General features: G+C 35.5%; 24 protein-coding genes. 18 read left to right on the top strand and 6 right to left on the bottom strand.

Annotation, left to right across the window (positions count from 1 at the left end):
- Positions 1-118 precede the first annotated feature (118 nt).
- Positions 119-1,423, top strand: coding sequence for an argininosuccinate lyase (gene argH, locus C8D70_RS10050; RefSeq protein ID WP_110367219.1), 1,305 nt, complete (start codon positions 119-121; stop codon positions 1,421-1,423).
- Positions 1,424-1,819: 396 nt separating this feature from the next.
- On the opposite strand, the gene C8D70_RS10045 is transcribed toward argH, so the two are convergent.
- Positions 1,820-2,281 (bottom strand): Lrp/AsnC family transcriptional regulator, encoded by a 462-nt coding sequence (locus C8D70_RS10045; RefSeq protein ID WP_089696583.1) that lies wholly within the window; start codon positions 2,279-2,281, stop codon positions 1,820-1,822.
- A gap of 239 nt (positions 2,282-2,520) precedes the next feature.
- Here C8D70_RS10045 and C8D70_RS10040 point away from each other — a divergent pair, with 239 nt between their 5' ends.
- The 11 genes from C8D70_RS10040 to C8D70_RS09990 all read left to right on the top strand — a co-directional run bounded on the left by C8D70_RS10040 (position 2,521) and on the right by C8D70_RS09990 (position 15,351).
- A complete protein-coding gene (locus C8D70_RS10040) occupies positions 2,521-3,411 on the top strand; it encodes an aspartate carbamoyltransferase catalytic subunit (RefSeq protein ID WP_110367218.1) in 891 nt (296 codons plus the stop codon).
- A gap of 156 nt (positions 3,412-3,567) precedes the next feature.
- Positions 3,568-4,650: a carbamoyl phosphate synthase small subunit gene (locus C8D70_RS10035; protein WP_110367217.1), complete on the top strand. Its 1,083-nt coding sequence runs from the start codon at positions 3,568-3,570 to the stop codon at positions 4,648-4,650.
- An 11-nt stretch (positions 4,651-4,661) separates the two neighbouring features.
- Positions 4,662-5,024 (top strand): four helix bundle protein, encoded by a 363-nt coding sequence (locus C8D70_RS10030; protein WP_110367216.1) that lies wholly within the window; start codon positions 4,662-4,664, stop codon positions 5,022-5,024.
- A gap of 46 nt (positions 5,025-5,070) precedes the next feature.
- Positions 5,071-8,250 (top strand): carbamoyl-phosphate synthase large subunit, encoded by a 3,180-nt coding sequence (gene carB / locus C8D70_RS10025; RefSeq protein WP_110367215.1) that lies wholly within the window; start codon positions 5,071-5,073, stop codon positions 8,248-8,250.
- 121 nt (positions 8,251-8,371) lie between these two features.
- Positions 8,372-9,754 (top strand): hypothetical protein, encoded by a 1,383-nt coding sequence (locus tag C8D70_RS10020; protein WP_228408011.1) that lies wholly within the window; start codon positions 8,372-8,374, stop codon positions 9,752-9,754.
- 276 nt (positions 9,755-10,030) lie between these two features.
- Entirely contained in the window at positions 10,031-11,224 is a 1,194-nt protein-coding gene (locus tag C8D70_RS10015) for a hypothetical protein (RefSeq protein ID WP_110367214.1), read from the top strand.
- Between the two features lie 30 nt (positions 11,225-11,254).
- On the top strand, positions 11,255-11,698 hold the full coding sequence (locus C8D70_RS10010; RefSeq protein ID WP_076594325.1) for a hypothetical protein: 444 nt from the start codon (positions 11,255-11,257) through the stop codon (positions 11,696-11,698).
- 261 nt (positions 11,699-11,959) lie between these two features.
- A complete protein-coding gene (locus C8D70_RS10005) occupies positions 11,960-12,460 on the top strand; it encodes a hypothetical protein (protein WP_110367213.1) in 501 nt (166 codons plus the stop codon).
- Positions 12,461-12,855: 395 nt separating this feature from the next.
- On the top strand, positions 12,856-13,509 hold the full coding sequence (locus tag C8D70_RS10000; protein ID WP_146212874.1) for a hypothetical protein: 654 nt from the start codon (positions 12,856-12,858) through the stop codon (positions 13,507-13,509).
- 20 nt (positions 13,510-13,529) lie between these two features.
- Positions 13,530-14,507, top strand: coding sequence for a polymorphic toxin type 23 domain-containing protein (locus tag C8D70_RS09995; protein ID WP_110367211.1), 978 nt, complete (start codon positions 13,530-13,532; stop codon positions 14,505-14,507).
- The gene (locus C8D70_RS09990) at positions 14,497-15,351 is read left to right on the top strand and encodes a hypothetical protein (protein WP_110367210.1); all 855 of its coding nucleotides are present in this window, start codon (positions 14,497-14,499) and stop codon (positions 15,349-15,351) included. Before C8D70_RS09995 ends, C8D70_RS09990 begins: the two co-directional genes overlap by 11 nt.
- A gap of 49 nt (positions 15,352-15,400) precedes the next feature.
- Here C8D70_RS09990 and C8D70_RS09985 read toward each other — a convergent pair whose 3' ends face one another.
- Positions 15,401-16,444 (bottom strand): hypothetical protein, encoded by a 1,044-nt coding sequence (locus C8D70_RS09985; RefSeq protein WP_146212873.1) that lies wholly within the window; start codon positions 16,442-16,444, stop codon positions 15,401-15,403.
- 3 nt (positions 16,445-16,447) lie between these two features.
- Complete coding sequence (locus C8D70_RS09980) at positions 16,448-17,302, bottom strand: hypothetical protein (protein ID WP_110367208.1); 855 nt, start codon at positions 17,300-17,302, stop codon at positions 16,448-16,450.
- Between the two features lie 69 nt (positions 17,303-17,371).
- Between C8D70_RS09980 and C8D70_RS09975 the strand changes: the two genes are divergently transcribed.
- From C8D70_RS09975 to C8D70_RS09950, 6 genes are all read left to right on the top strand, one after another.
- A complete protein-coding gene (locus C8D70_RS09975; protein WP_110367207.1) occupies positions 17,372-17,890 on the top strand; it encodes a Crp/Fnr family transcriptional regulator in 519 nt (172 codons plus the stop codon).
- Between the two features lie 52 nt (positions 17,891-17,942).
- The gene (locus C8D70_RS09970; RefSeq protein ID WP_110367206.1) at positions 17,943-18,479 is read left to right on the top strand and encodes a DinB family protein; all 537 of its coding nucleotides are present in this window, start codon (positions 17,943-17,945) and stop codon (positions 18,477-18,479) included.
- A gap of 47 nt (positions 18,480-18,526) precedes the next feature.
- Positions 18,527-19,039 carry a methylated-DNA--[protein]-cysteine S-methyltransferase gene (locus tag C8D70_RS09965; RefSeq protein WP_076594529.1) on the top strand — a complete coding sequence of 171 codons (513 nt, stop codon included), beginning with the start codon at positions 18,527-18,529 and terminating at the stop codon, positions 19,037-19,039.
- Positions 19,040-19,262: 223 nt separating this feature from the next.
- Positions 19,263-19,865 (top strand): DUF2911 domain-containing protein, encoded by a 603-nt coding sequence (locus C8D70_RS09960; RefSeq protein ID WP_076594530.1) that lies wholly within the window; start codon positions 19,263-19,265, stop codon positions 19,863-19,865.
- A 3-nt stretch (positions 19,866-19,868) separates the two neighbouring features.
- On the top strand, positions 19,869-20,396 hold the full coding sequence (locus C8D70_RS09955; RefSeq protein ID WP_110367205.1) for a GNAT family N-acetyltransferase: 528 nt from the start codon (positions 19,869-19,871) through the stop codon (positions 20,394-20,396).
- Positions 20,393-20,764 carry a cupin domain-containing protein gene (locus C8D70_RS09950; RefSeq protein ID WP_110367204.1) on the top strand — a complete coding sequence of 124 codons (372 nt, stop codon included), beginning with the start codon at positions 20,393-20,395 and terminating at the stop codon, positions 20,762-20,764. Before C8D70_RS09955 ends, C8D70_RS09950 begins: the two co-directional genes overlap by 4 nt.
- A 53-nt stretch (positions 20,765-20,817) precedes the next feature.
- Here C8D70_RS09950 and C8D70_RS09945 read toward each other — a convergent pair whose 3' ends face one another.
- The 3 genes from C8D70_RS09945 to C8D70_RS09935 all read right to left on the bottom strand — a co-directional run bounded on the left by C8D70_RS09945 (position 20,818) and on the right by C8D70_RS09935 (position 22,818).
- On the bottom strand, positions 20,818-21,561 hold the full coding sequence (locus C8D70_RS09945; protein WP_110367203.1) for a dienelactone hydrolase family protein: 744 nt from the start codon (positions 21,559-21,561) through the stop codon (positions 20,818-20,820).
- A gap of 63 nt (positions 21,562-21,624) precedes the next feature.
- Entirely contained in the window at positions 21,625-22,236 is a 612-nt protein-coding gene (locus C8D70_RS09940) for an HAD family hydrolase (protein WP_076594337.1), read from the bottom strand.
- A 150-nt stretch (positions 22,237-22,386) separates the two neighbouring features.
- Positions 22,387-22,818 carry a type I restriction enzyme HsdR N-terminal domain-containing protein gene (locus C8D70_RS09935; RefSeq protein ID WP_110367202.1) on the bottom strand — a complete coding sequence of 144 codons (432 nt, stop codon included), beginning with the start codon at positions 22,816-22,818 and terminating at the stop codon, positions 22,387-22,389.
- Positions 22,819-22,821: the final 3 nt, after the last annotated feature.

Raw genomic sequence — 22,821 nt, 5'->3', positions numbered from 1 at the left:
AAACCAACAAATATTTTAAATCAAATATGATCATGAATCACTACCAGCGAATTTTTCTGGTAATATAACAGACAGAAGTGGTGATTTTATATGATTTAAAAAAAATAAACAATTACATATGAAAAAGATATGGCAGAAGGATGACCTTGCCACCAATATATTAGTCAATAATTTCACAGTCGGTAAAGATCTTGACTTTGATGAACGTTTAGCCAAATATGACGTGAAAGGTTCTGTGGCGCATTGTAAAATGCTGGCAGAAACCGGAATTATCACTCAGGAAGAATCGGAGCAGATGCTGTCTGTTTTATATCATATTTTAAATCAGATTGAGGATGGAACTTTTGAAATTGATAAAGATGCTGAGGATATCCATTCTCAGGTAGAAGCAATCCTGATTGAAGAATTAGGAGATACAGGAAAGAAAATCCATACGGCAAGATCAAGAAACGATCAGGTTTTACTGGATATCAAATTGTATTTATTGGATGAAATCCGTGAGATCACAGCCCTTACAGATGAGTTTTTCCAGATTTTAATTCAGCTGGCGGATCAGCATAAAAACGTTTTGCTTCCAGGATATACTCACTTGCAGATTGCAATGCCTTCCTCATTCGGATTGTGGTTTGGAGCATATGCAGAAGCGCTTTTGGATGATGTGGAAATGCTGTTTTCAGTAAAAAATATCATTAATAAAAATCCACTGGGATCAGCAGCTGGTTATGGTTCTTCATTTCCGATCAATCGTGAAAGTACCACTTATAATCTAGGCTTCCAGTCCATGAATTATAATTCTGTGTACGCTCAGATGACCCGTGGAAAGTCTGAAAAAATGCTGGCCATGTCCATGGCTACTTTAGCCGGAACACTTGGTAAATTTGCTTACGATGTGTGCCTGTATTTAAGCCAGAATTTTGACTTTATCAGCTTTCCGAAGGAATTTACTACAGGAAGCAGCATTATGCCTCATAAAAAGAATCCGGATATCTTTGAGCTGGTTCGTGCGCGATGCAACAGAATCCAGTCACTTCCGAATGAATTGATTCTATTGACAAGCAATCTGCCTTCAGGATATCACAGAGATGTACAGCTGACGAAAGAAATACTTTTCCCAGCGATAGATTCTTTAAAGGAATGTCTGGAGATATTAAGCTATACTTTACCAAATATTCAGGTAAAAGACGGAATTCTGGAAGATGAAAAGTACAAATATCTTTTCAGCGTAGAAAAGATCAATGAAGAAGTGAAAAACGGAAGCTCTTTCCGTGATGCTTATGTGAAAGTAGGGCAGGAGATCGAAAATAATAAGTTTGAATTTGAACTAGGAAACCTTGAACATACCCACCAGGGAAGTATTGGAAATCTTTGTCTGGATAAAATAGAATATCAGTTTAATAAACTGAAAAATAAATTATTGGGTTAGAATCTAAGTCATTAAGGTCAGCAAAAACTTAGGCAAAATCAGTGGAAATTCTAAAATTATTTTAGCCTGCTGTCTTTTCGTTGTGAAAGCCTTAATCTTAAATCTTATCTGCTTAAGTGACCTTAATGGCTTGATTTTACTCTGCTCTTTGAATTTGATGATTGATTTTGAAACTTTGAAACTATGATTATAGTTGAAAATTAAAATTGGCTGTATTAATTTTATCGGAGATAAAATCTTTGCACCTTAAAGCAAAAAGTATATGAATTTCTTTCGCGTCTTTGCGTTTTCCTAACAAGATATTAGAAATAAAATGTGCTGGTAAGCGCAAAGGCGCAAGAAAATCCTCGATTTTCAGCAAGAAGTTTAAATCAGTTTTGTTTAAAAATAGAAAGATTATTCCAGATCAATTTTAAATTTGGTAGATTTTTTTACCTCGTGAAGTACGATAGAACTGTGATATTGTCCGATATTGGGAATATTTGAAATAACATTAACAGCAAATTCGTTATAAGAATTGATGTCCTTGGCAATAATCTTCAACATATAGTCATACTCTCCGGAAAGACTGATGATTTCCTGTACTTCATCATAGTTTCCAATATGTTTCTCAAAAGTCTCCAATACTTTCTTGGATTGTTCCTTAAGACGGACGTTACAGTAGACCACAATATTTAAACCCAGTTTTTCACGGTTTAAAAGCCCGACATATTTCTGAATGATCCCCTGCTTCTCCAATTGTTTGATGCGTTCATAAGTAGGAGTAAAGGTAAGGCCTATCTTTTCGGAAATTTCCTTAACCGAAAGTGTGGAATCTTCCTGAATAATGCTGAGAATCATTTTGTCTTTTAAATCCATAAAATAAAGTTGTGGCTAACAAAAATATTAATTTTAAATGAGAATAAGGAAGTACTTAAGTTTTTAATTTATTTTAAACATAATTTTTGCCGGTTCATAAAATTGTTATATCTTTGCACCTAATGAATAAAAAAGCATTTATATCATTAGATTTACCGGGCGAGAGCGCCCTTTACGATATTTATTGTTATTAGCGAAGATTGTTGTCTTCGCTTTTTTTATGTCCAAAAATTAGAAATATGTTTACGATTACAGAACTAAGCACCGAGAGAATCAACAGTATACTGACAGAAGCGCTGGCTTTTGCAAACGGTAAAACTGCTAAAATTGAAGGAGAAGTTTTTTGCTCAAATCTTTTCTTCGAAGACAGTACAAGAACAAAAACAAGTTTTGATCTTGCAGAAAGAAAGCTGGGACTTCAGGTAGTTCCCTTTGATGCATCACACAGTTCGGTAAACAAAGGCGAAAGTCTTTATGACACCGTAAAGACTATTGAAAGTATAGGAGTAAACCTTGTGGTGATCCGTGATAAGAAAGACAGATACTTCGAGGAACTGAAAAATATTAATATTCCGGTGATCAACGGAGGAGATGGAACAGGAAACCACCCTTCACAATGTATGCTGGATCTGCTGACGATCTATCAGGAATTCGGAAAGTTTGAAGGATTGAAAGTAGGAATTGTAGGAGATGTAAAACACAGCCGGGTAGCGAACTCCAATGCGGAGGCTTTAAGAAGGTTAGGCGCTAAAGTATACTTCTCAGGACCGGAACAGTGGTTTGACGAAGGAGCCTTAATCAACGGGACTTATATGTCAGTAGATGAACTGATCGGCGAAGTGGATGTTTTAATGCTATTAAGAATCCAGCACGAAAGACACGATGCCGCAATGAGCTTCACCGCTTCAGAATACCATAAAAGATATGGACTGACCAAAGAAAGAGAAAAGGCCATGAAAAAAGAATCGATCATCATGCATCCGGCACCCATCAACAGAGGAGTGGAAATAGATTCAGATCTTGTAGAATGCGAAAGATCAAGAGTTTTCAAGCAAATGCAGAATGGTGTTTTCACAAGAATGGCCATTTTGAAAGAAGCATTGGAAACTAAAGGATATACTTTTAAATAAGAGCCAGGGCGAAAGTTAAAAGTTTAGAAGCCCCGTAGGGGCGGCCTGTTAATAGCAATGGGTGAAACCCATGAAAAAAAGGATGTAGACAATCCAAGCCCTGTAAGGGCGACCTGTTAATGACATATAATAAATAATAAGAGATAAAAGTTTAAAATGAAGAAAAAATTAATACTGGAGTCCGGTGAAGTGTTTCATGGAGAAGGTTTCGGAGCAGAATTGGAAACTGCAGGGGAAGTAGTTTTCAATACCGGAATGACAGGGTATCAGGAATTGATTTCTGACCCATCGTATTGCGGTCAGATAGTTTGTATGACCTATCCGCTTATCGGAAATTATGGTATTAACCGTGATGATTATGAAAGTATTGAGCCGGCAATCAAAGGGCTTATCGTAAAAGAACTTTGCGATCTTCCTTCCAATTTCCGTACTCAGATTACTTTAGACGAATTATTTAAAAAGAAAAACCTTTCAGGAATTTCAGGAATTGACACAAGAAGACTGACAAGAGTTCTTCGTAACCATGGAGTAGTAAAAGGAAAAATTGTAAATGCAGATACTGACGAAGCTGCAGTAGCTTCAGAATTGAAGGCAACGAGTTTCCCAATCAATCAGGTAGAGGAAGTTTCTACAAAAACACCTTATGCTAATCCAAACAGAGGTTTTAAAGTAGTATTGGTAGATTTCGGGGCAAAATTGGGAATTATCAGAGAACTGTCTCAAAGAAACTGTGATATCATTGTGGTTTCCCAGGATACTACAGCAGAAGAAATCCTGTTGATGGATCCGGACGGTATTATGCTTTCAAACGGTCCTGGTGATCCGGAAGATGTACCACATGCTTTAGATATGATCAGAGGATTATTAGGAAAAGTCCCAATCTTCGGAATCTGTTTGGGACACCAGCTGATTGGTCTTGCCTGTGGAGCGAAAACTTTCAAACTGAAATTCGGACACAGAGGAGGAAACCACCCGGTATTGGATCTGGAGAAAAATACAGTAGCTATTACTTCTCAAAACCACGGATACGCGGTAGATCAGGAAAGCTTAAAAGGAACAGATCTTATCGAAACGCACATCGCATTGAACGACAGAACAAATGAAGGGTTGAAACATAAAATTCACCCTTGCTTCTCAGTTCAGTATCACCCTGAAGCGAGCCCTGGCCCGGAAGATGCAAACTACCTGTTTGATGAGTTCATTGATTTAATGTACCAATTTAAAAATGTACCAGTTTAACAATAATTAAAATGATCAATTTCGAAAACAATCCTTTAATTGAAAAAACCGTTAAGTTCTCATTAGATATTATAGAGTTCTGTGAATTATTGGAAAGTAAAAAGAAATTTGTTATTGCTAAACAATTATTACGTTCTGGAACAAGTATTGGCGCAAATTCTTTTGAAGCACAAAATCCCTACAGTAAAAAAGATTTTGTGAATAAAATTAAAATTGCTGCTAAAGAGCTTGAAGAAACAAAATATTGGTTATATCTGTGTAAACATTCTCAAAGTTATCCATTTAATGAAAACTTGGAAACACAGATTATAGAAATTGGAAAAATTATTTATAAAATTTTAAGCACAAGTTTATCAAATGAAAACGGACAGTAACATTGTTACACTGTTAGATTGATAAATTGTTACATTTTAAACCCCTATGAAAAGAAACGATATAAAAACAATTTTAGTAATCGGTTCAGGACCTATCATCATCGGTCAGGCAGCTGAATTTGATTACGCAGGAACGCAGGCTTGTCTGTCTTTGAAGGAAGAAGGCTACAAGGTAATTTTGATCAACTCAAACCCTGCAACGATCATGACGGATGTGGAAATCGCTGATAAAGTATATATCGAGCCGATTTCATTACAGTTTGTAAGCCACATCATCAGAAAAGAACGTCCGGATGCATTATTACCAACTCTTGGAGGCCAGACAGGTCTTAACATGGCGGTAGAACTGGAGAAATCAGGAATTCTTGAAGAATGCAAAGTGGAAGTTTTGGGAACAAAGCTTTCTGCCATCAACAGAGCAGAAGACAGAGACCTTTTCCGTGAGCTGATGAGAGAACTGAACGAACCGGTTCCGGAATCTGATATCGTAAACACGGTAGAAGGAGCCCTTGCTTTCGCAGATGAAATCGGATATCCAGTAATTGTTCGTCCTGCATTTACCATGGGAGGAACCGGAGGTGGTATCGCTTCTACAGAGGTTGAATTGAAAGAGATTGCTGAATTGGGACTAAAACACAGTCCTGTTACACAGTGTCTTATTGAAAAATCAATCGCTGGTTTCAAAGAAATTGAATATGAAGTAATGCGTGATGCAAACGACAACGCCATTGTAGTTTGTAACATGGAAAATATAGACCCGGTAGGCGTTCACACAGGAGACTCTATCGTAGTAGCACCTTCTCAGACCCTTTCAGACAGAGAGTATCAGCTGCTGAGAAATGCTTCCCTGAAAATCATCAGAGCGTTGGGAATTGAAGGAGGATGTAACGTACAGTTAGCTTTAGATCCACATTCATTCGACTACTATATCATTGAGGTAAACCCTAGAGTATCCCGTTCATCAGCATTAGCAAGTAAAGCAACAGGGTATCCGATTGCAAAGATTGCTGCAAAGATTGCTGTAGGATTGACTCTGGATGAAATCATGAACCCGGTAACAGGAAAAACATACGCATGTTTTGAGCCGGCTCTTGACTACGTAGTAACAAAATTCCCAAGATTCCCATTCGATAAATTCGAAACAGCAGACAGAAGACTTTCCACTCAGATGAAAGCAACCGGTGAAGTAATGGCAATCGGAAGAAACCTTGAGGAATCTTTACAGAAAGCCATCCGTTCATTAGAAACAGGAATCAAACATTTAGGATTAAAAACCAAGCAGGCTCAGGCACTTACTGCTGAAGAAATTGAAAGACGAATCAGAGTATGCGACGATGAGAGATTATTCATCATCGGGGATGCTTTAAGAAGAGGATACGACTGGGAGCAAATCGTAGAATGGAGTAAAATAGACAAGTTCTTTATCTGGAAACTGAAAAAGTTAGTGGACTTCGAAAAAGTAATCGCTGCAAACAAATTCGATAAAGAAACATTAATTGAAGCTAAGAGACTAGGTTTCGCAGATATCAATATTGCTGTTCTTTGGGATGTAAAAGAGCGTGAGGTTTTCAACTTCAGAAAAGAAAACGGAATCATGCCGGTGTACAAAATGGTAGACACTTGCGCCGCTGAGTTTGAATCTGAAACCCCTTATTTCTACGGAACTTACGAAGAAGAAAACGAAAGTGTAGTTTCAGACAAAGAAAAAATCATTGTACTGGGTTCAGGACCAATCAGAATCGGACAGGGAGTCGAGTTTGACTACGCAACCGTTCACTCAGTATGGGCGATCAAAGAAATGGGTTATGAAGCGATTATCATCAACAACAACCCTGAAACAGTTTCTACAGATTTCTCTATCTCTGATAAACTATACTTCGAGCCGCTTACAGAAGAAGATGTAATGAACATCATCGAACTTGAAAAACCAAAAGGAGTAGTAGTACAGTTCGGAGGACAGACTGCCATTAACCTTGCAGATAAATTAGCCTCTCACGGAGTACAGATCTTAGGAACTTCACTGGAAGATCTTGACAGAGCTGAAAACAGAGACAAATTCGAAAAAGCACTTCAGGAACTGGGAATTCCTCAGCCAAAAGGAAGAACTTCCACTTCGAAAGAAGAAGCGATAAAAATTGCCAACGAAATCGGTTATCCGGTATTGGTACGTCCAAGCTACGTTCTTGGAGGTAGAGCGATGGAAATTGTATACGCAGAAGCAGAACTGGCCCACTACATGGAAAATGCAGTAGAAGCCAGCCCTGAACACCCTGTATTGGTAGACAAATACATGGTAGGAAAGGAAATTGAAGTAGATGCCATCTGTGACGGTGAAACAGTAGTGATTCCAGGAATTATGGAGCATATCGAAAGAGCGGGAGTTCACTCCGGAGACTCTATCGCGGTGTATCCTCCACAGAATATCTCTCAAAGCGAGATTGAGACTTTGGTAGACTATACACAGAGACTGGCAAAAGGATTAAAGGTTATTGGATTAATGAACATCCAGTACGTTCTTTTCGAAGGAAATGTTTATGTAATCGAAGTAAATCCACGTTCATCAAGAACAGTTCCTTTCTTGTCTAAAATCACAGAAGTGCCAATGGCAAACCTTGCAACAAAGGCTATCCTGGGACAAAAACTGAAAGATCTAGGGTACAAAAATGGTCTGGTTCCAAACAAAGAAGGCGTATTTGTAAAAGTACCGGTATTCTCTTTCTCTAAACTAACGAAAGTGGATATCTCTTTAGGCCCTGAAATGAAGTCTACAGGAGAAGTTATGGGGAAAGATACAACCCTTGAGAAAGCACTTTACAAAGGATTGGTTGCAGCAGGAAGAAAAGTTCCTATGCACGGATCTATCCTGTTCACAGTAGCAGATAAGCATAAAGATGAGGCAGCAGCTCTGGCAGCAAGATTCCATGAAGTAGGATTCAGAATCTGGGCTACAGAAGGTACTGCGAAATTCTTTGAAGAAAAAGGAATTCCTTGCAAAATCGGATACAAAATCGGAGAAGAAAGTGTAAATCTTATCGACCTGATCCAGAAAGGAAAAGTTCAGTATGTTGTAAATACCACTACAAAAGGTAAACAAGCTGAAAGAGACGGATTCCAGATCAGAAGAATGAGTGTGGAAAACGGTGTTCCTTGTTTAACGTCAATGGATACGGTAGAAGCAATTCTAAAAGTAATCGAAAGCATGAGCTTCAAAATGGAGACGATGTAATTCGATTAAAATAAATATTCAACCCTACAAGTTATCTTGTGGGGTTTTTGTTTTATTAAATTATTTGTACTGTATATTTAATTTGTATAAATTTAGAAAAATTCAAGAAAACTATATACAAATGAGATTACCTTCAAGATATGAGGATTTACAAGAAGCATATAAAGGACGTTTATTACCAAATAAAAGTCTTATTGATAAAATTAAGTCTGCTGTTAAATCAATCGAAATTAATGGTGGAATAAGATTTTTACCTGTGTATGGAGAAAGTGGTTCTGGAAAAAGTTCTGCCACAATAGAATTAAAAACTCATTTGCCTGAGACACATACTTTTTTATTAGAAAAACAGGAAATTTCAGATAAAGAAAAGCTAATTGATAGAATATTAAATGAATATAGATATAATTTAGGGAAAATTTTAATTCCAATAGTAGATCAATTTGAAGAAAATGTCGCGGGTAAAGAAAAAATACCTTCACAGTTTATTGAATATATAAGCCTGTTTGATAGAAATGAGTTAAAGGAGGTTCCTACAATTTTCATATGGCTGACTACAAGTAAAGATTTTCAAAGATTACTTACTACTGCAACATCTCGTAATAAGAGAATCTTGTTAGCTAGTGAATTTTTTATTGAGGGACCCGAGAAAAATTTATGGACAAGTATAATTAAAGATACCTTTTCTGTCCATAATCATGAAAAAGAATTGGCTGATTATCTTATAATTGATAATGATATTGATGAAATCGTTTTTGAATGTAATACTTTAGGTAGTGCAATTGAAAATGTAGGAAGTAAACTTGCCGAACAAATGGAAGATATTCAGGATTTATCACAGTTTACTGTAATTTTATTTTGGCCAGTATCTGATTCTGTCAGAAATCAAAGAGTAATGCAGTTTTCAAGACCTAGAGATGGCTACAAACTTGATTGGGAGGCTTTTTATAGAGAACTTTCTTCTGATGAAAAATCTCAGTTACCTTTAGAAGTATATAATCGAACTAGACTATACTTTGATATGCGTATTATACCATTTAGAGCTGCAGATTTACATAGACTATGTTCTAACTTAGATTCAAGTGAGATCATTTTAGGTAAGACATACTTGACGAGATTTAGAAATACGCATTTCTTTCATATTATTAGTGAAAACTGGGAAAACTACTCTTATAATCCAGTTAGAGAAAGAGAATCTGATAGAAGCAAAGAAGCAGGAGACTGGTATAAAAATATTACGACCCAGCCTACTAAAATTGGTAGAAGAATTGCTTTAATATTAAAAAGCCTTGGCTTAGAGGCTGTTCATGAAAAAGATATTTCTACAGAATTTAGTACAGTTAGGGCTGATGTTTTTATAAATACATCAAAAGTAAATTCTAAAAAATATATAATTGAGTTAAAAGTCTTTTCCGCTGAAAATACAATGCCGTCAACAATTAAAGATCAAATAAAAACTACTTTGAGGAAACATGCTCTTCTTGCTGGATTTATGAAAAAAAATTAAGAATATATATTAAAAATTATCTTAAAAGTAATTGAAAGCATGAGCTTCAAAATGGAGACGATGTAATTCGATTAAAATAAATATTCTAAACCTCATAGATTTTTGAAATCTATGAGGTTTTTTTATGCCCAAACCTAATAAAATAATACCACAAAAGGGTAATTGACATACGATTTCATACAGAGTACTTTTGGTACGTCATAACAAATGAAAGTTTGATAATACAACTTTCATTATATATAAAAACTCACTCATTAACCTCAAAAAACTATACAAATGGAACCTAATCAATGTACAAAGCTTCTGGAAGGTGGAATTTATACCACTTTGAATGTCGTAAAAACAGGTAATTTTCTTTATGATCTGAAGAAATATTATGAATCCGAAAAATTCAAAGATGATTTTAAAGCTAAGAAATTTTCATTTGGTTTTGAAGCAATTGATTCTACATCAATGGTTAAAAATGTCTTAAACCTTGGAGCTTCCGACGATGAAATTAATAATTTTCAGGAGAAGGTTAAATCACTGGAAACGATTACAGTCTCACAATCATTCTTTGATTCTTTTAGTTTACATACGCCCAATAAAGATGTTATTGAGGGATATGTGAAATGCTTAGAAGTTCAAAATAATAAAAAAGGATTATCAACAGTGGTTCAGGAAGGAGATGAAGGAATAACCATTTATATTTTCTATAACAAAATATCAAGTACGGATCCAAGCCCTGTTGTTGAAGATTATAAAATAACCAACGGGATAGAAATAAGCAAAAGCTTTAATAAAGGCGGTATCCTTGATGACAATAATTCAATTACTTTCAAAAGAAGCGACCCATCCAAAGATATTTTCTTTTTCTTAGACACAGATAAGGGACCTGTAAACTGTTTATTAAATGGGCTTCCTAGTGGATTTAACAAAGATTTTCCTGTAGGCACAATACTTTGCTCCTATTTAAGTTGGGAAGAATTTCAGGAAGTGACGAAAAATAATCTGACAAATCCTGATAAGAACTGGAATAGCAGATATTCAAAATGGGCACCTTGTGACGGAAGAAGAATTGATAGTACTTGTGGATTGGCACGCGCTGCACAAAATTTGAATAATGTCCCGGATTTAAGAGGTGTCTTTCTACGTGGAAATAATATATTTGATTCAAATGAAGCTGGAAATGGCATTCCTCCAGTTCCTCAATATCAAAAAGACCCTTCTGACAATAGGGTACGTGGTAGTATTCAGAAGGATGAGTTTAAGGAACATAATCATCAAATTGTACAACAAACTTTCGGAGGCGCAGTGACAACACCTCTGGCAGTTTCGGGAAATACTTCCGGAGCAGATGGAGATCTTGATGGCTCACAAATTGTTAGTGGTTATGATAGGACTACAGTTCCTTTAATTATTGCCAACGCAGGAGGAACAGAAAACCGGCCAAAAAATATGGCTATCAATTATTTTATAAGAATAAATTAATAACAAAAGCGATTAAAATTATTACTTCCAATGAGCATAAAGTCAATTACGATAGGATTTCTGTGTTGTATTTTGTTAGCAGTGCTTTCAGGATGTTCCTGGTTAACTGATTTTTATATTCAAAACCTGACCGACTCAAAAAAAATAATAAAGATCAATTACACTTATCCCATCTCAAAAGCAATGGATAATGAACCCGGCAGCATTGGATTTAATTATGAACATGGAATACTTTCACCACGGGCTTTTTATAAAATCAAAAATCCAAAGTCTCTTGAAAAAATAGAAGTGAGAGATTCTTCCATTGTCCTTGAGCTTTATCCCAATTCAACAACAAAAATTTACAAAAGCCATAATGGAAGCTGGAGATACAGGATTAAAAGTGTTGAGATTGATGGAACAATATTTTATCCTGAAAAACTGAAGGATAAAAGCAGGTATATCAGTAATCATTATGTGTATAAAATTAATTAGAAGTTAAAAGGATTTAATAAGAATAATCTGGAAATGATTTAGACCTGATAGATTTTTGAAGTCTATCAGGTTTTTTATTACGATAATAAAAACTGCTTAATGAAAACCTGAACGCAATTGATCAAGGAAAATAAGATAACTCCAAGTAATTATCAATCATTTTTATTATATCGGCTTAAAAATACATTTATGTTTACCGAATTATTTATAAATTAGAGCGTTAAAATTCTAATAAAAATTCCACCAAATCAAAATATAACCATGGCAGAATATTACGCAAAATCAAGCAATTCTTTATCTTTTGAGATTACAAGAGAAGAAAAATTAATTGGAAAACTTATCTATACTAGCTGGTTTAAATTTAATGCTGTTATTGAAATTGCCGATGGGCAAACTTATCAGGTGGAGCCAAAAGGTTTTTGGGGAACAACCATTGAGCTTAAAGATCATGAAAGAGTTCTTCTGAAATTCAGAATGAACTGGAACGGAGAAATTGTGGTGCAGACCTATTTTGACGGAGTGAAGAATGGTTATCTTTTCAAACACAGAGGTATTTTTAAAGAATCATTTGTTCTTACTGACCAGGGCGGCGTTGAGTTGATGATTATAAAGCCCCATCTGAAATGGACCTCTATGAATTACGAATATCAGATTACGATCTCTGATGCCTTTGAAACCTTTCCGGAGAAAGAAATTGTGTTAATTAATGCATTACACTGCGCCAATTACTATATGTCTATGATGGCTGCTGCAGTGATATAAAAGATAATGTAAATGCTTCTGACGAAGGAAGAATTTCATTAAAGATAATCAGAAAAATAAATTCAAATATAAGACACAGTCTGTATAGATTGAAATAATTCTAATGCATTAAATAGTTTTGTAATCCCTTAAGCTTTCACAAGTACCTTCATTTCATCGTACCGGCTGCAATTATCTCTTGTATCTGATAATCAGCAGATTTATTTTTTTATGCTTACCGTTGAACATAAAATCACCCTAAAGGGGGATGGTAAACATAAGGTTTTGTATCTAAATTTGTTAGATAAAGATACGGAAACTCATTGAATAGCTGATTGTAGAAATATTGTCATAATAAATTCAATCTGACTGAAAAAATACTAAATTAAAGAGATTAATCAACACAAATTATTACCATGAAAAGACAAACTCTGATAATGTGGATGTTACTTTTTATGTCCGCCTGTATGTTTTCACAAAAAATCCAGATTCGTTTAGATAATGATCGTTCTTTTTCATTTGATAACACTGTTTTTGACAAAAGCATTTATAAAAAAAATCTGGAAGAGGCTTTTATCATTGCAAACGCTGTTTTTAATTCAGTGGAATTTCAATCTTTATATACTGAAAAAAAATTTCCGGGCTGGAATAGATGCAAACCTGAAAAATGTAAGCCCTCAAAAAAAGATTCAACCAAAATTGCAGGTACCGCAATCTATTCAAGATTATATCAAAAAGATAAAGTTGATTGGATAGTCTACTTTAAAGAGAAACACAATTCGGCATTGGGATCTACTTGTCCTGATACAGGAGTAACGACAGCCTACTATAAAAATATTATTGATGATATGCCGGAATTACCCTTGTCCTATGCTATTGCTGTGAATCTGTGCCACGAATATATGCATCAGATTGGTTTTTGCCACCTTTCCAATAAATTTGATGAAGATGATAAAGAAACTCCTGATCAGGAAGGGTATAAAAATGATATTTCCTACAGAGTTGGCTGGGATGCTTATTATATCCTTAAAGAATGGCTGAAGACGGGTAAAAAAATAAATGGACTGTAGCATTTCAAAAACCAAATAGTATGAGAATATTGAAATATATACTGATCTTATTTCCTTCATTTGTGTTTTCACAAATGCTCGTTAATCAGACGGTTCTACCGAAGAATATTCAGATCGGGGTGGCTGCAAAAGCGATCATAGAATTTCAGTACGGCACTCCCAATATTCGGTTTGGTATAAGCACCGGAATTGGGTATATGGCTTTTAATTCATTGCTTCCCGCTCTGAATGCCGAATATACAATCAGTTACGGAGGTTTGAGTACGTATCAGGATACCATCAGGAAACGCTTTTCAAGTCAATTGACGGGTTCATTGTCATTAACCTCCGGCTTCAACAATGAATTCAGGAACAATTCTCTGGAATATATTGCAAACAGGAATAAACCGCTTTATTACTTTACTGACTTGACTCAGCCTTCATTACAGAATCCTTTTAATTCTTCATTTACTTTTGGAACCAACTGGGTTTATCATCTTTCTGCCAACATTCCAAAATGTAAACGTAGACAAAGAGTAGGGTTTTTAGGTTTTAAAATAGACAATTTTCAGTTCGGATATCTTAACGATGGCGGATGGCCAATTGCAAAAATTGGCTTGGGAGACAAAGAGGATAGATATTATACCGGTGGTGGATTTGTCAATATCAATTTACCCATGGATCGTAAAATCAATAATATTAATGCAGGTTTCTACAGGTTTACGGGATATTCAGAACTTGCTTTTGATACAGCGGATGAATTTCTTTTCGGATATGTGGATTATGCTGATCCAAAGCAGAAATATTTTAATCATGGTTTCTGGAATTTCGGGATAGGAAATGCGGAACACTGGAATGGATTTATAAGGCTTAATAACGTTTACAATTTATCCGAAGTTCAGAATATAATCCATTATCTCACAAAAAGCTCTTATCACCAGAACCAAAGACCTTTTTATATTTCAGCAGGCGGCTCATATATTATGTCTAATCTTAATCTGTCCAATCATGAAAAATAGTACATTCCTACTCCTCTTTCTGCTTTCTTTGTTGAGTTGTAAAAGTTTTTATAAACAAACCGAAAAAAAAGTTAAAAGATTAAGTGAGAACGAAGAGATCAGATTCAAAGAGCTCAGCTTATCCAATTTCAGGGTCTATACCCGCCAAGTGAGCAGATATTATACTAAGAAATCATTCTACGGAACCAATAATCCCAACAGATATTCAGAAGTAAAAACCAATGATGTATTATACTTGGATCCGGTGAAATATGAAAAACTGGAACAACAGTATCTATTTATTGATACGGTCAAAAATGATAATGGAGAAAGGAAGGTTATTTTCATAAGCACTATTCAGCCTTATAAAAGTAAAAAAAAGCTGAACTACGATTACCCTTTGTTTGATAAAGAAGAATATATCAATATTAACTTTTTTAATTTTTTTAAATTGGGTTATTTAGATGAACATCATTCAGTAATTACTTTTTATAAGGACTGCTGTCACAAAAGTTATTGGCATTTTAAAAGAAAAGAAGATGGTTCGATACAAATGCAGAGTATTGAATTTGATGAGGAGACAAGATTCGGCAGCGCCAATAAAGAATTCTTTTTAGATAAAAAAACATCTATGCCAATCGAATACAAGCCTTTACAGAATTTCAAGCTCATTATCAATAGTGACCTGATCAGCTCTCCGGAAGGCAAGTGCAGTACTGACATTGCAAAAGAAAATAAAATTTACTTTGATGAAATCAATAAGAGAATGTATTTTCACTTCAATACATATTTTGATTATGAAAATAAGTATAAATGGTTATATTTTAAAGGGGATAGGGTTCTTAATTACTGGATAGATAAATAAAAAGGTTTTGTGTAAAGAAAACCTTTTTATCACTTCACTGCTTCGCATATCAATGTCTGTTATCACAATTGATCGGGAAATCCTTCTCTTTTTGATCTAAAAAGCTAATAGAAGGACAGCCAAAAGACTGGGCAATGAATCCAAAAATAACAGGAGGTTTTCCTTTGAAAAGATGACCTGTATATTGGAAAATATTGGCTTCATCGGCGTCTATACCGTACAGAGGAAGAAATTCTCCACCATCACTTCCTTCAAGACTAAATGTCTTCTCCGCAATTTTTTCTTTACGATCATTAATGACAACCAGTTTACGATCTACAATATTTCCTTCTTGAAGATAGTCCTGCAGATAATAGGTCAGGTTCTCATATTGTGCCTGATAGGTTTTCCCCTGAGCTAATTTTGATTGGGTAAAATATTTTTTTGAAATAGCTGCATCAGCTTTTTGCCATTTCACAGCTTTCATTTTATTGTCTACGAAAGGATTTTTATTCCCAAAATAAGCGATGGCATTATTGTATCGGTCGTAGTCTGTGGTTTTTTGGTGAGTGGCTACCTGAAATCCCATCATATAAGAATCCGGATCTAAATCTTCATCATCTGAATAAGGACTTAAATAAGCTACAGCTTTTAATTGGCTGATCGGCATCCTTTGAAGTTTGTTAGAGCCATATTCATAAATATACAGAGAATCATTTTCCGTGAGCTGAATTCCGTTGAGCAGTTTTTTTCTGCTGGGTGCATCCAGTTCAAAATGCTGGCGTTCCTCATAGGTCATCTGCTTCTGGTTTTTCATAATAGCTGCAGGAATTGGCTGCTCTCCTTTATAGATGTCTGAAACAGAAATGAAAATATCCATATCAGTATTCTTTTCTGCGGATGAAATGATGGACAGACTGAAAATATTAAAATCGGTATAATTAATTTTCTCTTCAGTTTTTACCGTTTTTATAGAATCATTCGATGTTTTTATTTCTGTAGTCACTGTTTTTTTCTCTTCTTTCTTACAGCATACAACAGCCAATGGCAAAAGTAAAAGAGCAGCAACCGTTTTGGGTTTAATGATCTTTTTTAGCATTAAAGTATTTATCATATTCTAATTCATTTTATAATAAGGCTCTGAGAAATATTTGCTGGGTTTAATGTAAGCCATCTTTCTCTCAGCATCAAAGATCCAAATGAATCTGCGGAGCATATCGGCGCCCAGATAACTTACGTTTTGTGTTTTTAGTTCTCCGGAGAAATATCCTGCTGAAACATCTTTAAACACACTTTTTCCCAATTTAAAATAGGGAAGAACAGCTTGTTTGGTCGTTAAAGTTTTACCTTCAGAATTCTTTAGTGTTTTCTCTCCTGTTACCTTTAGCTTTTTCTCCAGATGTTTTTCTTCAGCAAACTCATTGCTGTAAAGAATGGCTCCGGAAAATCCGGATTGTAGAACAAAATAAGCCTCCTGCTGTTGATTTCCATCCAGGATATTATCTGCGGCCAGATAAAAGCTGTCATGATCCAGGATGATGTTAATAGGTTGGTAATCTTTTAGATCCGGCATTTTGTCATAGATCACAAACTGGTTGTTATCGTAATCTATTTTAAATGCTTTACCTTCAAAAATTCCGGTTCCGATTTTTCCGTCTGCCTCGTGACCCGTTAACTGATTGTCAAAAAAACGTGCATTCTTCTGAGTGATTTTTCCAATTTGTACGGTATTGTGGTCGCTGAGTTCTTCTTTGTTGAAAACAATATGATCTGCTTTCCGCTTACTGTCGGGAGAAATTGAATACTCTTTCATGGCGATCTGGAACATCAGATCCAAAGAATCCTTGTTGTTGACAAGGGTCTTGACAATGATATTATTGTGCTTTGTGATCCGGAAGGGTATGGTCTGCTGTGCTTTCATCCCATAAAATCCGGCAGAAAGCAGTATAAAAAGTACTGTTCTTTTAAGCATTATCAGTGATTAGTGTTTTAAAACTTTAAAATTACCTATTATCTTTGGAAAAGCAAATACTAAAATGAGATGGTTGAAAAATTGCTTCAAAGTGGAATCCATTGGGAAAAGAAAGAATTCAAGCGAAATGATTTCCTGAAGATTTCGGGCAGTGCAGATACCTCTATTTATTTTATTGAAAAAGGAAGTGTGCGGATCTTTATGATGGATGAAAATGAAGAAAGGATCATTCGTTTTGGATATACCGGAAATATTATTGTCAGTCTGGATTCCTTTTTATCAGGAAAACCTTCCGATCTTTATATTCAGGCGATTAAAAAAACAAAAGTAAAAATGGCTTCGAAAAAGGATTTTTATGAGTTTGTGCAATCAGATGAGAAACATATGAATTTCTGGATGAATATCCTGGAAGATCTCGTATTACAGCAGCTTGAAAGAGAAAAAGATCTGCTCATCAATGCGCCTGGTGAACGCTTTGAAAGGGTTTTAAAACGAAGTCCGAAGCTATTTCAGGAGGTTCCTAATAAATATATCGCTAATTATCTGAGAATGTCGCCGGAAACTTTGTCCAGACTTAAAAAATCTTGAGTTCAATCAAGATTTAAGAACATCCGGATCAGCATATTTGTATAAAAAAATAATGAAAATTTCAACCTCAGAATTACTGAATGAATTAACAATTAGGACAGAAGGGCATTTACACTTTGCTGAAATGTTGTCTGTAAAGCCGGAACATGATCTGAATTTCAGAACTTCAGCAGAAAGCTGGAGTACATTGGAATGTCTGGAACATCTTAACCGATACGGAGATTTTTATATTCCTGAAATCAGCCGGGCTGTTTCTTCTGCCGGAAAGTCTTCCCAATCCTATTTTAAACCCGGAATTCTTGGAAATTATTTTGCTAAAAGCATGCTTCCCAAAGAGAAACTGAATACAATGAAAACGCTTAAAGCCATGAATCCGATCCACAGCAATCTGGATAAAAGGGTAGTGGATATATTCATTAACCATCAGGGACAATTACTTGAGTTATTGGAAAAAGCACAATATGTTGATCTGGAAAAGACAAAAACCCATATCAGTATTTCAAAACTGATCAAACTGAAGCTTGGAGATACTTTCCGTTTTGTTATTTATCATAATGAAAGACATGTTGAACAGATAAAAAAAATTTAATGCATTAAAAAGAATATATGATTTCCAAAAAGCTTAATTTTAAACGAATGGAAATGATACACCAAAAAAACATATCCACCCCATTGGGAGAAATGATCGCCTGTGCTGTAGATCAGGGAATCTGTCTGCTTGAATTTACAGACCGGAAGAGTATTGAGAGACAGCTGACGGCTTTATCAAAGGCCTTAAAAGCAGAAATGGTAGAAAAGGAACATCGTCATTTTGTGCAGCTGGAAAAGGAATTGAAAGAATATTTTGAGGGAAAAAGAAGTCAATTTGATGTTCCGTTATTTACTACGGGAACAGAGTTTCAGGAGAAGGTCTGGCAGCTGCTGCGTGAAATTCCGATGGGTGAAATAAGAACCTATAAACAGCAGTCAGAAATATTAGGAAACCCTAAGGCAATACGTGCTGTAGGAACAGCCAACGGAATCAATAAAATTGCTATTTTAATTCCCTGCCATCGTGTGATAGGTTCAAACGGTGAGTTGGTAGGCTATGCCGGAGGAATCTGGAGAAAGCAAAAGCTGCTGGAGCTGGAAAAGGCTATTTTATTTTAGAACTATGAAAAACAATTTATTCTTATTTTGTTTTTCATTCCATCCAACTTATAAATGAGAAAACTATTAAGAAAAGTAAATTGTTCAATAGTTGATATTTTACTTTTTACAGGCACTTGGTTAAAAAATATCTTCATAGAAAAATATCGGTTAAAAAAAAATTAACGAAGTTTGTGAAAGCTGTTTTGTTTTGATTTTTGTAATTTTAAACAAAAATTTACACGTGAAAAAGTTAATAATAGCAGTTTGCATTTCAGTTTCAGCATTCAGTTTTGCTCAGGATTATTCTGTACCGGCGGCAAGTCCTCGCCAAAAAGTAGAGCAGCAGTTTTCAATGTCCAAAATCACCATTGATTATGGAAGACCGGGAGTGAAGGGGCGTAAGATCTTCGGAGAATTGGTTCCTTATGGCCAGGTTTGGAGAGCAGGAGCTAACTCTTCTACGAAAATTACCTTCGGACAAGCCGTTAACTTCGGTGGGAAAACAGTGCAGGCGGGAACATATGGATTATTTATCGTTCCTACAGAAAAAGAATGGAAAGTAATCCTGAATAAAGATTTTCAGCAATGGGGAGCTTATACATACGATCCTAAACAGGATGTAGTAGATGTTACTGTGCCTGTTAACAAGCTGGCTGACAAACAGGAGTGGTTTGAAATCACTTTAAATCCTACTGATGAAAATTCAGGTAACCTGGTAATCAAATGGGATATGGCTCAGGCAGAAGTTCCATTGAAACCATCAAAATTAGACACCGTAATCAAGATTTCCGACAAGTTGAAAGAAATCAAGAAAATAGAATCTGATTCTACTAAAAAGAGCTAAATAATGAATTTTTCTGTTCAGCCTGTTTTAGAGAATGAAGAGTTTCAATTAATCCCCTTACAGCAAGGGGATTTCGAATCTTTGTATGAAGTAGCTTCTGACCCGAAAGTATGGGAGCAACATCCCAACAAAGATCGTTACAAGAGAGAAGTTTTTGAAAACTTTTTCACGGGAGCTATGGAAAGTAAAGGTGCTTTCAAAATTATAGAGAAAGCAACCGGTGATGTATTGGGAAGCAGCCGTTATTATGATTTTGATGAAGGAGATAATCATATTTTCATCGGATATACTTTCTACGGAACAAAATCATGGGGAAAAGGTATTAATCCTCAGGTTAAAAAGCTGATGCTGGATTATATCTTCCAGTTTGTAGATAAGGTTCACTTCCATATCGGAAAAGAGAATTTCCGTTCGCAGACAGCTTTGGAAAGATTGGGGGGACAAAAAATAGCTGAAGAAGAAGTGGCTTATTTTGCAGAGCCTTCAAGAACCAATTTTGTTTATGAAATCAAAAAAGAACACTGGACATGAAGAAATATAAAATCCAACAATCACCATTTGTAGTGCCTACTACAGACGGAAAACTGATAGAAGAACATTGGGGAAACTCTACAGGGAATTCTAGTATTTCTATTGCCCATATGATAGCACCTCCGGATTGGAGTGAGCCTCACCAGACTCCTGAATTTGATGAGTTTACCTATATTATTTCAGGGAAAAAGCAATTTGAAATAGACGGAGAGATTGTTGTTCTTGAAAAAGGACAAAGCATCCTTATTGAAAAAGGAGCAAGAATCCGTTACAGCAATCCGTTTTCAGAATCTTGCGAATATCTTGCAATTTGTCTTCCTGCATTTTCTATGGAGCTGGTGCACAGGGAAGAAGAAGGAGTAGATTAACAGAATTTCAAAAATATAAAAAAGGCAAATCTACGGATTTGCCTTTTTTATATTTATTTTAAAATTTCTTTCAGGAACATAAGGGTGTGATTCCATGCTCTTTTGGCCATTGTTGGGTTGTAATCCGGTGATTTCGGATCTGTGAAAGTATGTTTGGAATGGGCATATGTGATAATCTGCCAGTCGGCATTTCCTTCATTCATTTCTTTGATGAGGTTGTTGTAATCATCAGGAGTTACACTTTTATCATCCGCAGGATTTTCAACAAGGATTTTAGCACTCAATGCTTCATTTTTTCGGCTTTGATCTCTGCCCAGACTTCCGTGGATAGAAACCACACCTGCTACCGGAAGATGTCCTCTTGCGGATTCTAAAGCTCCTGTACCTCCAAAACAATAACCAATAACAGCTACTTTATCAGAAACTGCTCCGTTTTTCTTCAGTTGTTCAAGAGCCAGCGAAATTCTTTTCTGGTATTCCTGAAAATTCTGTTTGTAATACCCTGAACTCTTTGCTGCAGATTCATTGTCAGTGGGAATTTTTCCTTCACCGTAGATATCCGCGATAAAAGCAATATACCCTTGCTTTTCAAGTTCAATGGCTGCTGTTTTAGCTTCTTCGTCAATACCTTTCCAGGCTGGAAGAATCAGTACTCCGGGCAGTTTTTTACCTGCATTGGAAGTGACGAGGCCATTCAGTTTCTGTGAACCGTCCTGATAGGAAACAGGTTTAAGTTTCTGGCTGAAAAGGTTTCCCGAAGCCGTAATCATTGCAGTTAATAAGATAGAACGTATCATAAGTAATGGTTTGTGAATTAGTAGGTTGTAAAACAGATTAAAAGTAAGAAAATATTTAAAGAATTAAACCTTTACTCCCAATTCATTCAGTTCTTTTGTTAAATCTGTATCCGGAAAAACCTGAATGGTAATGAATCCCAGCGATTTTGCCATTTTAATATTCTTTGTATTATCATCAATGAAAACCGATTCTTCAGCCTTGATATTGTATCTGTCTAACAGAACATGCCAGATTTCAGGATCTGGTTTGATCAGTTTTTCTGTTCCTGAAACTACAATTTTACCTTCAAAAATCTCGAAAAAATCATAGTTTTCCAGGGCGTAAGGGAAGGTTTCTTCGGACCAGTTGGTCAATCCAAATAGCTTATAATCTGTATTTTTAAGTTTTCTGAGAACTTCAACGTTTTGCGGAATATCGCTTTTCAGCATTACTGTCCAGTTGTCATAGAAAGCGCGGATTTCTTTTTCCCACTCAGGAAATTTCTTTACCTGAATTTCTGTTCCTTCGGCAAGGCTTCTTCCTCGGTCCTGTTCAATATTCCATTCATCCTGTGCGATATTTTCAAGGAAGTATTCCATTTTCTCGTCATCATTAAAATAATCTTTGAAATAATATCTCGGATTCCAGTCCATAAGTACTCCTCCGAAGTCGAATATGATATTTTTTATTTTCATAATACTTAATATTGTTGTGAATTACTGCTATTTTTATGAACCACCCCGTCAAAAAATTTTTTAAATTTTCGCCACCCCTCCAGAAGAGGGGAATGATCACGTCTTCAGTTGTAATCATTGTGAAAACGGAAATGATTTTGTATTTTTTATTTATTCCGGTCTGTAAAACTGGTACTGGCCGTCTTCATAATAAGCATTGATATGCTGAAGTCCGTTGGTCAGAATAATTTCCTTTGCTCCGATAACAGAATTGTATCTGGCGGTTTGCTCAAATGTTTTTTCCGTTAGTTTGATCTGCGGCGCTTTACATTCAATCAGAATGACGGGTTCTGTTTTTTCAGTAACCAGCAGATCAATTCTTTTGGTAAGACCATTCAGAACAATCTTTTTTTCGGTAATCAGAGCCGATGTGGAGTAGGATTTTACGATAAGATAATAATGTATCCAGTGCTGTCTGACCCATTCCTCAGGAGTGAGCAGAAGATAAGTTTTGCGAACCAAATCATAAATAAAAAACTTATCTTTGTCTTTCTTGAATTTAAAATCAAAAGTTTCCTGAAAATTCAGTTTTGGAAGTTCCATTAA

Origin of the sequence: Chryseobacterium sp. CBTAP 102 (assembly GCF_003201365.1) — a bacterium.
GTDB lineage: Bacteria > Bacteroidota > Bacteroidia > Flavobacteriales > Weeksellaceae > Chryseobacterium > Chryseobacterium candidae.
This window is presented reverse-complemented; position numbering and strand designations above follow the sequence as displayed.

Excerpts from the sequence above, each read along its gene's own strand:
- C8D70_RS10045 (WP_089696583.1), bottom strand. The coding sequence starts at position 2,281 with ATGGATTTAAAAGACAAAATGATTCTCAGCATTATTCAGGAAGATTCC.
- C8D70_RS09995 (WP_110367211.1), top strand. The coding sequence starts at position 13,530 with ATGAGAATATTGAAATATATACTGATCTTATTTCCTTCATTTGTGTTT.
- C8D70_RS09945 (WP_110367203.1), bottom strand. The coding sequence starts at position 21,561 with ATGATACGTTCTATCTTATTAACTGCAATGATTACGGCTTCGGGAAAC.
- C8D70_RS10005 (WP_110367213.1), top strand. The coding sequence starts at position 11,960 with ATGGCAGAATATTACGCAAAATCAAGCAATTCTTTATCTTTTGAGATT.
- C8D70_RS10000 (WP_146212874.1), top strand. The coding sequence starts at position 12,856 with ATGAAAAGACAAACTCTGATAATGTGGATGTTACTTTTTATGTCCGCC.
- C8D70_RS10040 (WP_110367218.1), top strand. The coding sequence starts at position 2,521 with ATGTTTACGATTACAGAACTAAGCACCGAGAGAATCAACAGTATACTG.
- C8D70_RS09950 (WP_110367204.1), top strand. The coding sequence starts at position 20,393 with ATGAAGAAATATAAAATCCAACAATCACCATTTGTAGTGCCTACTACA.
- C8D70_RS09970 (WP_110367206.1), top strand. The coding sequence starts at position 17,943 with ATGAAAATTTCAACCTCAGAATTACTGAATGAATTAACAATTAGGACA.
- C8D70_RS09980 (WP_110367208.1), bottom strand. The coding sequence starts at position 17,302 with ATGCTTAAAAGAACAGTACTTTTTATACTGCTTTCTGCCGGATTTTAT.
- C8D70_RS09935 (WP_110367202.1), bottom strand. The coding sequence starts at position 22,818 with ATGGAACTTCCAAAACTGAATTTTCAGGAAACTTTTGATTTTAAATTC.
- C8D70_RS10020 (WP_228408011.1), top strand. The coding sequence starts at position 8,372 with ATGAGATTACCTTCAAGATATGAGGATTTACAAGAAGCATATAAAGGA.
- C8D70_RS10015 (WP_110367214.1), top strand. The coding sequence starts at position 10,031 with ATGGAACCTAATCAATGTACAAAGCTTCTGGAAGGTGGAATTTATACC.
- C8D70_RS10030 (WP_110367216.1), top strand. The coding sequence starts at position 4,662 with ATGATCAATTTCGAAAACAATCCTTTAATTGAAAAAACCGTTAAGTTC.
- C8D70_RS09985 (WP_146212873.1), bottom strand. The coding sequence starts at position 16,444 with ATGATAAATACTTTAATGCTAAAAAAGATCATTAAACCCAAAACGGTT.
- C8D70_RS09940 (WP_076594337.1), bottom strand. The coding sequence starts at position 22,236 with ATGAAAATAAAAAATATCATATTCGACTTCGGAGGAGTACTTATGGAC.
- C8D70_RS09990 (WP_110367210.1), top strand. The coding sequence starts at position 14,497 with ATGAAAAATAGTACATTCCTACTCCTCTTTCTGCTTTCTTTGTTGAGT.
- argH (WP_110367219.1), top strand. The coding sequence starts at position 119 with ATGAAAAAGATATGGCAGAAGGATGACCTTGCCACCAATATATTAGTC.
- C8D70_RS09975 (WP_110367207.1), top strand. The coding sequence starts at position 17,372 with ATGGTTGAAAAATTGCTTCAAAGTGGAATCCATTGGGAAAAGAAAGAA.
- C8D70_RS09955 (WP_110367205.1), top strand. The coding sequence starts at position 19,869 with ATGAATTTTTCTGTTCAGCCTGTTTTAGAGAATGAAGAGTTTCAATTA.
- C8D70_RS10035 (WP_110367217.1), top strand. The coding sequence starts at position 3,568 with ATGAAGAAAAAATTAATACTGGAGTCCGGTGAAGTGTTTCATGGAGAA.
- C8D70_RS09965 (WP_076594529.1), top strand. The coding sequence starts at position 18,527 with ATGGAAATGATACACCAAAAAAACATATCCACCCCATTGGGAGAAATG.
- C8D70_RS10010 (WP_076594325.1), top strand. The coding sequence starts at position 11,255 with ATGAGCATAAAGTCAATTACGATAGGATTTCTGTGTTGTATTTTGTTA.
- carB (WP_110367215.1), top strand. The coding sequence starts at position 5,071 with ATGAAAAGAAACGATATAAAAACAATTTTAGTAATCGGTTCAGGACCT.